The organism is Arthrobacter sp. 2YAF22_2 (assembly GCF_052114645.1).
Taxonomy (GTDB): domain Bacteria; phylum Actinomycetota; class Actinomycetes; order Actinomycetales; family Micrococcaceae; genus Arthrobacter.
This window is the reverse complement of the sequence record NZ_JBFRFD010000052.1, coordinates 1-10,723: the sequence shown is the minus strand read 5'-3', so window position 1 is coordinate 10,723 and position 10,723 is coordinate 1. Positions and strand designations below refer to the sequence as shown.

9 protein-coding genes are annotated in these 10,723 nt (G+C 68.3%); all 9 read left to right on the top strand.

The window, feature by feature from the left end; translation table 11 throughout:
- The first annotated feature begins 46 nt into the window (after positions 1-46).
- Entirely contained in the window at positions 47-982 is a 936-nt protein-coding gene (locus AB4Y86_RS03880) for an FKBP-type peptidyl-prolyl cis-trans isomerase (RefSeq protein WP_441400249.1), read from the top strand.
- A gap of 34 nt (positions 983-1,016) precedes the next feature.
- Positions 1,017-1,412 (top strand): FKBP-type peptidyl-prolyl cis-trans isomerase, encoded by a 396-nt coding sequence (locus tag AB4Y86_RS03875; RefSeq protein ID WP_441400248.1) that lies wholly within the window; start codon positions 1,017-1,019, stop codon positions 1,410-1,412.
- Positions 1,413-1,548: 136 nt separating this feature from the next.
- A complete protein-coding gene (locus AB4Y86_RS03870) occupies positions 1,549-3,558 on the top strand; it encodes a helix-turn-helix transcriptional regulator (RefSeq protein ID WP_441400246.1) in 2,010 nt (669 codons plus the stop codon).
- A 5-nt stretch (positions 3,559-3,563) separates the two neighbouring features.
- On the top strand, positions 3,564-3,959 hold the full coding sequence (locus AB4Y86_RS03865) for a hypothetical protein (RefSeq protein WP_441400244.1): 396 nt from the start codon (positions 3,564-3,566) through the stop codon (positions 3,957-3,959).
- A 29-nt stretch (positions 3,960-3,988) separates the two neighbouring features.
- Positions 3,989-4,258, top strand: coding sequence for a Sec-independent protein translocase subunit TatA (tatA, locus tag AB4Y86_RS03860; protein WP_441400242.1), 270 nt, complete (start codon positions 3,989-3,991; stop codon positions 4,256-4,258).
- Positions 4,259-4,306: 48 nt separating this feature from the next.
- Positions 4,307-5,101: a twin-arginine translocase subunit TatC gene (tatC, locus tag AB4Y86_RS03855; RefSeq protein ID WP_441400250.1), complete on the top strand. Its 795-nt coding sequence runs from the start codon at positions 4,307-4,309 to the stop codon at positions 5,099-5,101.
- A gap of 24 nt (positions 5,102-5,125) precedes the next feature.
- A complete protein-coding gene (locus AB4Y86_RS03850; RefSeq protein WP_441400240.1) occupies positions 5,126-8,026 on the top strand; it encodes a DEAD/DEAH box helicase in 2,901 nt (966 codons plus the stop codon).
- A 119-nt stretch (positions 8,027-8,145) separates the two neighbouring features.
- Positions 8,146-9,819, top strand: a complete 1,674-nt coding sequence (locus AB4Y86_RS03845; protein ID WP_441400238.1) for an amidohydrolase — start codon at positions 8,146-8,148, stop codon at positions 9,817-9,819.
- 113 nt (positions 9,820-9,932) lie between these two features.
- Positions 9,933-10,670, top strand: coding sequence for a polyprenol monophosphomannose synthase (locus tag AB4Y86_RS03840; RefSeq protein ID WP_441400236.1), 738 nt, complete (start codon positions 9,933-9,935; stop codon positions 10,668-10,670).
- Positions 10,671-10,723: the final 53 nt, after the last annotated feature.

Sequence of the window (10,723 nt, the reverse complement as noted above, 5' to 3'; positions counted from 1 at the left end):
CATCTGTCCGGTGAAGTGCCCACCCTGCCCCGACGAAAGTTCTTACGTGCGCCGACTACTAGCAATTCTTATCCCCGGACTGCTGCTGCTCACCGCTTGCGGCGGGCAGCCCGCCGCTCCGGAACCTACCAGCCAGTCCGCCGGCGAGACGGCGAAACTGGACTCGCTGAAACTCACCGACAACGGCGACAAGAAGGCTCCCGGCGTTGAGTTCACCAAACCGCTGGACGTCACGCAACCGACCGTCAAGGTCGTCGATGAGGGCAGCGGCGACCGCGTCAAGGCCAACCAGGTCGCGGACATCTCAATCGTCGCCTTCAACGGCAAGGACGGCTCCACCGTCGAGGACACCTTCCCGAAGGATCCCGAAAAGCTTGAGCTGAACGATGATCTCAAGACCAACAGCGCGATCATCTACAACGCCTTCGTCGGAGCCAAGGTCGGCTCGCACCTGGCCCTGGCCGTCCCCGGCCAGGCCGCCGCGGAAGGCGCTGAACCCCAGCCCTCCCAGCTGCTCGTCATCAAGATCCTCGCCGCGAAGGACGCGGCTCCCGTCCTCGACAAGCCCGAGGGCGACGCCGTGACCCCGCCGGCCGGCCTGCCGACCGTAAAGGAAAACGACAAGGGCGTTCCGGTCATCTCCGTCGACGGAGTGGCCGCACCCAAGGCCCTCATCTCGCAGGACCTGATAAAGGGCAAGGGCCAGGCCGTCAAGTCCACCGATACCATCACGGTGAACTACGTCGGCGTGGCGCTGGCCGGGGGCAAGGTCTTCGATTCCAGCTTCGACAGCGGCAAGAAGGCGACCTTCCCGCTCACCGGCGTGATCAAGGGCTGGACCCAGGGCCTCGACGGCAAGACCGTCGGCTCCCGCGTCCTCCTGGTCGTCCCGAAGGACCTCGCCTACCCTGATGCCACTGCCGCCAGCGGCCAGCCCCAGGGCGACCTCGTGTTCGTCGTCGACATCCTCGGCGTCAAGTAACCAACACCCACCAAGCAACCACAAAGGAGCAACCATGTCGTTTGGACAGCGCAACCTCGACCGCCAGAAGCCGGAAATTGACTTCCCCCAGGGCGACGTACCCACCGAACTCGTCATCACCGACCTGATCGAAGGCGACGGCCCCGAAGCCAAGGCCGGCGACACCGTTTCCACCCACTACGTCGGCGTCGCTTGGTCCACCGGCGAAGAGTTCGACGCYTCCTGGGGCCGGGGCGCACCGCTCGACTTCCGGGTCGGCGTTGGCCAGGTCATCCAGGGCTGGGACCAGGGCCTGCTGGGCATGAAGGTCGGCGGCCGCCGCCGGCTGGAGATCCCCTCCGAGCTGGCCTACGGCTCCCGTGGCGCGGGCGGAGCGATTGGCCCCAACGAGGCCTTGATCTTCGTCGTCGACCTCGTCGCCGTCCGCTAAGGGCCCGCCACAGCGTAAGCACGGCCCGGACCACCCGGGCCACCCTGTCGCCGGAGCGCGGTAACAATCGGAAAGTTCTTCCGGCTGTTGCCGCGCTTTCGCGTTTTCGGCGCGGGGTCTTTAGTACCCTTGCGGAGTGTCCGCCTCACGTACTGAACGCCTCCTGAACCTGCTCATTGCGCTACTCAACACCAAATACGGGCTGCGACGCAGTGAACTGCGCCTGAAGGTCTACCACGACACCACCAGCTCCGAGGCCGCCTTCGGACGGATGTTCGAGCGGGACAAAGGCGAACTGCGGGCCTTCGGTTTCGAGGTCGAGACCGTAACCGACACGGGCTGGGGCTCGGACGATCCGGCGACCACGCGGTATCGGATCGGCAAGGAATCCAACCGGCTGCCGGACGTGAGCCTGACCCCGGCCGAGTGCACGGTGCTGATCCTGGCGGCCCAGCTGTGGGAGCAGGCTGCCCTTGGCTCCGCCGCCCAAAACGCGGTCCGCAAGCTGCAGGCGTCCGGCGGTCTGGTGGACCCCGAGCTTCCCCCGGGCGTCCAGCCCCGCATCCGGCCGGCCGGGCAGGCGTTCGAGGACCTCGTCGCCGCCGTCCATTCCCAGCACACCGTGACGTTCAGCTACCTGGCCGGCAGCACCGGCCAGGAGGAGGAGCGCACGGTTGAACCCTGGGGCCTGGGCAGCCGCTTCGGACAGTGGTACCTGGTCGGTTACGACCGCGCCCGTGCGGACAAACGGTTCTTCCGGCTCTCGCGCCTCACCTCCGCCGTCACCCTCCTGGAGCACGAGGCCTTCACTCCGCCGCCGGCTTTCAATGTCCGCGAACAACTCGMCGCCCTGCCCGAGTTGCCCGTGCGGCACGCCGTCGTCGACGTCGCCGCCGGGGCGCTGCTGGGGTTGCGCAAGCACGCCCTGGCGGGCTCCTCGGGCGCTGATGAGGCCCCCGTCCCCGATGGCTACGACCGCCTCAGGGTGCCGTACCGGGACGCGGAGACCCTCGCCGAAGAACTCGCTTCCTACGGTCCGAAAGCCGCCGTCGTCGACCCGCCGGAGCTGCACGCCGCCGTGCGTCGGCGCCTGGCCGCCGCCGCCGCGTTCGCCTCCGCGCCGGTCCCGCCGATCGACTTTCCGCGCTCGGGACCGGCTCAGCGGACCCGTAAACGCACCTCCGAGGACCAGCTCAAACGGATGCTGCAGCTGGTCCCGTTCCTGGTCCACAACCAGGGGCTACACATCAGCGAGGTCGCCGGTCGTTTCGGCATCACCCGCAAGGAACTCGAGGACGACCTGCGGATCCTGATCTGCTCCGGACTCCCCGAAGGCTACCCGGACGATCTCCTGGACATCCGGTGGGACGACGACCACGTTTACATCATTCAGGACCTCGACCTCACCCGTCCGGTCCGTTTCGCCGTGGACGAGGCCTGTGCCCTGCTAACCGGCCTGGAAGCCCTCAACGGGCTGCCCGGGCTCGCCGAGGGAGGCGCCCTGGAGTCCGTCACCCTCAAGCTGATGGCAGCAGCAGGCGAAGAGGGCCTCAAGGCAGCGGCGGTGGCTGGACCCGAGGTGGCGCCGGAGGACTCCGCCACCCTCGAAACGGCCCGCGACGCCATCCGCAGCGGAGCGCAGCTGCGGCTGCGCTACCTGGCCCCGCAACACGACGCCGTCTCCGAACGCGACGTGGACCCGCACCGGCTGTATTCGCTGGACAGCACCTGGTACCTCGAGGCCTACTGCCACTCGGCACACGGGCTGCGGAACTTCCGGCTGGACCGGATCCAAGACCTGCAGCCCAACGGACTCCCGGTGTCGTCGGCCGCCGACCCGGCCGACGGTTTTCCGGTAAAGCTGTTCACCCCCAACGACGACGATGTCGTGGTGGTCCTGGAGCTGACCCGGCAGGGCGCCGGCCTGGCGGACGACTATTACGCCGAGCGGACAGCGGCGCTTCCGGACGGCAATCTGCTGGCCGAAATCCGCTTCGGCAGCGCGGACTGGCTGCCGATGTTCGTGGCCCAGCACGGCGGCACCGTCCGGATCCTGCAGCCCGCAGACCTGGCTGACGCCACCCGCGGGTGGCTCGACGCCGCCCTGGCACGGTACGAGGACTCCGCTGCACGCCAGCTAGACTGAACAGCATGCCTTGGTGGTCCTGGATCGTAATCTGGATAGCGCTCGTTGCGTTGTCGTTGCTCTTCATCGGCGTGCTCGGCGTCCGGCTGTTCCGGCAGTTCATGGCCACGGCCAAGGAACTGGGTGAGGCCGGGGACCGGTTCGCGAACTTCGCCTCCGACCCGCTTACCTCCGGTTCAGCCGTTGTTCATCTGGCCGCCGTAGGCTCGGACGGCGGCGGGGCGCCTCGTCCGGGAGCCGCACCCGGAGCGGCCGTTTTTGCCCAGCCTGCACTGATGCGACATGATTATGACGCATCCAAGACGGCTCGGCAGGAAGCCCGGCGGCTGCGTCGGATACGGCGCAAGGCGGAGCGTGGACAGCCCCAGGCGCTGCGCGACATCGACCTCCGTAAGACGTAGGATGTACTCAAACGAAAGGACCACCCGGCATGAGGCTTGAAGGCTGGCATCTCATCATCATCATCGTCCTGGCATTGGTGCTTTTCGCTGCACCGAAGCTGCCGGGCATGGCCCGCAGCCTGGGCCAGTCGATGCGGATTTTCAAATCCGAGGTCCGCGAAATGAAGAAGGACGGCACTGCGGAGACGAAGGATGACTCCGACGCCGTCGAAGGCAAAGTGGTGAACCACCCCCGGTCCGCCGGCACCGAAAGCCGCCCGAGCGAGGGAACTGACGTTCCGCCGCCGAGCCGCGCCTAGAACCACATGGCAGTAACCATGAACCGCCGATCGAACCCCGAGGGCCGGATGGCGCTCCTCGATCACTTCAAGGAGCTGCGGAACCGGCTCTTCAAGTCGGCGATCGGCGTCGTCGTCGGCACCGTGATCGGATTTTTCCTCTACCAGCCGATGCTGGCGGCGCTGACCAAGCCGATCCGAGACCTGAATGAGCAGCAGGGCCGGCAGGCCTCACTGAACTTCGACGGCGTGGCAAGCTCCTTTGACCTGATGATCCAGGTGTCCGTGTTCCTGGGCCTGATCGTCGCGAGCCCGGTGTGGATCTACCAGCTCTGGGCGTTTATCGTGCCCGGGCTTCACAAGAAGGAGCGGCGCCTGGCGTTGTCCTTCGTGGCGGCCGCCGTGCCGCTGTTTGTCGGCGGCGTACTCCTCGCCTGGCTGGTGCTGCCCAATGCGGTGCGGGTCCTCACGGAGTTCACCCCCTCGGGCGGCTCCAACTTCATCAGCGCGCAGGTGTACCTGTCCTTCGTGTTGCGCCTGTTGCTGGCCTTCGGCATCGCCTTCCTGCTGCCGGTGGTGCTGTTCGGGCTGAACCTCGCCGGCCTGATTACCGGCCGCCAGCTGCTCAAGAGCTGGCGAATCACCGTGTTCCTGGTCTGCCTTTTCGCCGCGATGGCGGCCCCCGGTGCGGACGCAACGAGCATGTTCTACCTCGCCGTGCCGATGCTGGTGCTCTTCTTCACCGCGATCGGGCTGTGCCTGCTCAACGACCGCCGGCGGGAGAAGCGCACCGCCCGCGTCGCCGCCGAGACGGAGGCCACCGCGGACTTGGCCACTCCCAGCTCAGAGCTGGAAAATCTCTAGCCCTTGGCACACTAGGCTGGAAGCATGTCCTCACTACCCGGGCCGGAGTCGCCGTCCGAGCGCTACCGCGCCAGCGCCGAGCGGGCCGCAGAAGCCAAAACGTACCTGGGCGGCTTCACCCGCTCGCTGGCGTTCGACCTCGATCCCTTCCAGCGCGAGGCATGCCTGTCGCTGCAGGCGGGCCGCGGCGTCCTGGTGGCGGCACCCACCGGTGCCGGCAAGACGATTGTGGGGGAGTTCGCTATCTACCTGGCCCTCCAGCGGGGCCTGAAAGCGTTCTACACGACGCCGATCAAAGCGCTGAGCAACCAGAAGTACGCCGAGCTGGCGGAGAAATACGGCGCGGCCCAGGTGGGACTGCTGACCGGCGACACCAGCATCAACGGTGAGGCGCCCGTGGTGGTCATGACCACCGAAGTGCTCCGCAACATGCTCTACGCAGGCTCGGACACCCTGGAGGACCTGGGTTTCGTGGTGATGGACGAGGTGCACTACCTCGCGGACCGGTTCCGCGGCGCCGTCTGGGAAGAAGTGATCATCCACCTCCCCAGCGAGGTCCAGGTGGCGTCGCTTAGCGCCACGGTCTCCAACGCCGAGGAATTCGGCGCCTGGCTGGACACCGTGCGCGGCCAGACCGACGTCATTGTCTCCGAACACCGTCCCGTTCCGCTGTGGCAGCACGTCATGGTGGGGCGCAAGATCGTGGACCTGTTTGCCGGCGACACCAGCTTCGATGAGATCGCGGCCGCCGGCGAAAACAACGTGGCCGCAACAGCCGAAGCCGGTGCCAGCGCCGTCATCACCGAGCGGGCCGGCTTCGAAGTCAATCCGGAACTGCTCTCGATGGCACGCGCCGAGAGCCAGATGAACTTCCGCGGCCGCTTCGGCCACGGCGGCCGCAACCAACGGCAGCGCAACCAACGAAACCAACGGGACGAAGCCCCGCAAGGCGGCACCCGCAGCCCGGTCCGGAAGGCCAGCCGGCCGCAGGTCATCGCCAGCCTGGACCGGATGGACCTGCTGCCTGCCATCACCTTCATCTTCTCGCGCGCCGGCTGCGACGCCGCCGTGGCGCAGTGCGTCTCCGCCGGGCTCTGGCTGACCACCGAGCAGGAACAGCTCATTATTGCCCGCCGGGTCGACGAGGCAGCCCAGGACATCCCCTCCGACGACCTGGACGTGCTGGGCTTCTGGAGCTGGCGGGACGGGCTGCTCCGCGGCCTGGCCGCGCACCACGCCGGCATGCTGCCGACATTCAAGGAAGTGGTTGAGAAACTCTTCGTGGACGGACTGGTCAAGGCCGTATTCGCCACCGAGACCCTCGCGCTGGGCGTCAACATGCCGGCGCGCTGCGTGGTGCTGGAAAAGCTGGACAAGTTCAACGGCGAGGCGCACGTCAACATCACGGCGGGGGAGTACACCCAGCTGACCGGCCGGGCAGGACGCCGCGGGATCGACGTCGAGGGCCACGCCGTCGTCCTCTGGCAGCCGGGGACAGATCCGGCGGCCGTCGCTGGCCTCGCCTCCCGGCGGACCTATCCACTGAACTCCAGCTTCCGGCCGACCTACAACATGTCCATCAACCTTGTGGCGCAGTTCGGCCGGCCCCGCGCCCGGGAAATCCTGGAATCCTCCTTCGCGCAGTTCCAGGCTGACCGCTCCGTCGTCGGGCTGGCAAAGCAGGTCCGCGGCCGGGAAGAATCCCTCGCCGGCTTCAGCAAGGCCATGACCTGCCACCTGGGCGACTTCACCGAGTACTCCCGGCTGCGGCGGGCGCTGTCCGAAGCGGAGAACAGCGCCGCGAAGGGGACGTCCCGGGCCCGGAAGTCGGTCACCGAGGACTCCTTGAGCCGGCTGCTGCCCGGCGACGTCGTGGACGTCCCTTCGGGGCGGGCGCCCGGCCTCGCCGTCGTCCTGAGCTCGGACCACCACTCACGCGAACCGCGTCCCGCGGTCATGACCCTGGACAACCAGCTGCGCCGGATCGGCCTGCACGACGTGGAAGGTCCGCTCGCCCCGATCACCCGGGTCAGGATCCCCAAGTCCTTCAACGCCAAGGTGCCCAAGTCCCGACGGGACCTGGCGTCCTCGGTCCGGAACGCGATGCGGGATGGCCGGCCGCCGGCCCCGCCGAACCGCAATGAGGACTTCGGCCGGGCCGCCGCGCTGCCGAACCTGGAGAAGAAGATCACGGAACTGCGCCGCGAGCTCCGCGCCCACCCGTGCCACGGCTGCAGCGAGCGTGAGGACCACGCCCGCTGGTCCGAGCGCTGGTGGAAACTCCGCCAGGAGACGGACGGCCTGATCCGCCAGATCCAGGGCCGGACCAACACCATCGCCAAGACCTTCGACCGGGTCTGCGGGGTCCTTTCCGCCTACGGTTACCTCGAGACCTCGGATTCCGGGGCACTCTCGATCAGCCCGGACGGCCAGCGGCTCCGCCGGATCTACGGCGAAAAGGACCTGCTGATTTCGCAGTCGCTGCGGTTGGGCGCCTTCAACGACCTCGACGCCGCCGAAGTCGCGGCGCTGGCCAGTGTCCTGGTCTACCAGGCTAAGCGCGAGGACCGCGGCCTGCGGCCCAAGATGCCCAGCGTCTCGCTGGAGTCCGCGGTCGACACCGTCGTCCGGGAGTGGTCCGCGCTCGAGGACGTGGAGGAATCCAACAAGCTGCCGCTGACGGGCGAGCCCGAGCTGGGCCTGGTCTGGCCGATCTTCAAGTGGGCCAAGGGTCGGCACCTCCAGGAGGTGCTCAGCGGCACGGACCTGGCCGCCGGAGACTTTGTCCGCTGGGTCAAACAGGTTATCGACCTGCTGGACCAGCTGGCCAAGATCCCGGGCCTGGAACCGCGCGTTGCACGGCTCTGCGCGGAAGCGATCAGCCTGGTCAAACGCGGCGTCGTCGCCTACTCGGCCGTCGCGTAACCGGCCGCTGACAGCCGCCCACCCTTACTACCCCGCCCGGCTAGCTTCTCCAATCCGGAGAGCACGTCCGGCCCGCACCTCCGGCCACCGCCGGCCCCCAGTTACGAGGAGTCCCCAGCATGACCGTTTCACCGTCCGAAGCACCTAAGGCACCGCGCAAGGTGACGCTGTACCGCAACGGATCCGTCTACACTGCTGCGGATCCCTTCGCTACTGCCATGCTGGTCGACGGCGACACGGTGGCCTGGGTCGGCGCCGAACAGGCCGCCACCTCCATCGCCGACTCCTCGATGGAAGTCGTCGACCTGCAGGGCGCCCTCCTGGCCCCAGGTTTCGTGGATTCCCACGTGCACCTGACCGAGACGGGGATCGCGCTGGACTCACTGCAGCTGGGCGGTGTCCGCTCCGCCGCGGAACTGCTGGACGCCGTCGCCGGTTCCTCAGTGTCCGGTTCCGGCGCGGGCGGCACGGTGCTGGGGCACGGCTGGGACGAGACACTCTGGGCCGACCCCACCCTGCCCAGCCGCGAGGAGCTGGACCGCGCCGCGGGCGGCCGCCGCGTGTACCTGTCCCGGGTGGACGTGCACTCGGCCCTGGTGTCCGCCTCGCTGGCGGCCGACTCCGGGCTCGAGGGACTCGACGGAGATGGAACAAGCGGCCAGGTCAAACGCGCCGCCCACATCGCCGCGCGCCTTGCCGCGCGTAAGCTGTCGGCCGAAGCCCTGCTCGGCTACCAGCAGGCCGCGCTGGCCGAGGCGGCCGCCAACGGATATGTGGCGCTGGCCGAAATGGCGGCCCCGCACATCGGCGGCGTCGCAGACCTGCAGCTCGCCGCCGGCTGGAACGCCGCTGACCGGACCGGCCGTGCCGTCCCGGAGATCCTGCCCTACTGGGGCCAGCTGGCCGGTTCGGCGGACCAGGCCCGCGCCATTCTCGAGAGCCTCGGCGTGGCGGTGCTGGGCCTGGCCGGGGACCTGAACATGGACGGCTCGATCGGGTCGCGCACCGCGGCGCTGCGCGGCGACTACACCGACGCGCCGGGGGAGCGGGGCAGCCGATACCTCTCCGTCGACGAGGCCGCCGCGCACGTGGCAGCGTGCTCCATCCTCGGCATCCAGGCTGGTTTCCATGTGATTGGCGACGCCGGCCTGGACGCTGCGCTGGAGGCCCTGGACGGGGCCGCCGCCGAGGTCGGCGAACAGCGCGTCCGCGCGGCCGGCCACCGCCTGGAGCATGTCGAACTCGCCGGCCCGGACGCCATCGCCCGGCTGGCGAAGTACTCGGTGACGGTCAGCGCGCAGCCCGTCTTCGACGCCCGCTGGGGCGGGCCGGACAGCCTCTACGCGCGGCGGCTCGGTTCCCGCCACACCGCCATGAATCCTTTCGGCTCCTTCTACTCCGCCGGGGTGCCCGTCTGCTTCGGTAGCGACAGCCCGGTCACCCCGCTGCGACCGTGGTCCAGCGTCCGCGCCTGCCTGGAGCACCACAACGACGCCGAGCGGATCTCCGCGCGGGCCGCGTTCCTGGGCCACACCAGGGCCGGCTGGCGGGCCGCCCGGTACCGGGACCCGATGGCGGGCCAGCTCGTCCCGGGTGCGCCGGCCAGCTTCGCGGTCTGGGAAGTCGAAGAACTGATGGTCCAGGTGGCGGACGGGCGGGTCCAGTCCTGGAGCACGGACCCCCGTGCCCGGACGCCCCTGCTGCCGGCGCTGGACACCGGCAGCGATCCTGTCTGCCTGCAGACGGTGCGGAACGGCGTCGAGCTCTTCTCCAACGGCTTGCTGGGAAACTAGGCACGCCGGGCGCCGGTCCGCTGACTGACTATACTGGGGAGCTGTGCCTGTCTTCGGCTGATAGCCGGTTGCCCTGGCCCTTCGACCCGCCCCCTTAAAGGAAAGGCCTCGCTGTGCGTGTCCTCACGATCATCCCGACCTACAACGAGCTGGAATCGTTGCCCAAGACCCTTGGGCGCCTGCGCACCGCCGTGCCGTCCTCCGACGTCCTGGTAGTTGACGACAACAGCCCCGACGGCACGGGCCAACTGGCGGACGGCATTGCTGCCGAGGACGGCCAGGTCCACGTCCTGCACCGCGAGGGCAAGGCGGGGCTCGGGGCGGCGTACATCGCCGGCTTCAAGTGGGGACTCGACGCCGGCTACGACATCCTCGTGGAAATGGACGCCGACGGCTCACACAAACCGGAGCAGTTGCCGCAGCTGATCGAAGCGGTGGAACAGGGCGCAGACCTCGCCATGGGTTCGCGCTGGGTCCCCGGCGGCAGCGTGGTGAACTGGCCGCTGTACCGGCAGGCTATCTCCCGCGTCGGCAGCACCTACGCGCGGATCATGCTGGGCGTCAAAATCAAGGACGTCACGGGCGGCTTCCGCGCCTTCCGCCGGACCACCCTTGAGAAGCTCAATCTCGATTCGGTGGACTCGGTGGGCTACGGCTTCCAGGTGGACCTCGCCTGGCGCGTGGCCAAACTGGGCCTGACCATCGTGGAACGCCCCATCACGTTCGTGGAGCGCGAACTGGGAGCGTCGAAAATGAGCGGCAACATCGTCGTCGAAGCCATGATCAACGTCACCCGTTGGGGACTCACCGCACGCTGGAACACCCTTAGCAGCAAGCTCTCCCGCAAGTAGCAGACGTACCCGGCCGGACCGGTTCGGCACGCACAAAGGGCCGGCCCCGCACC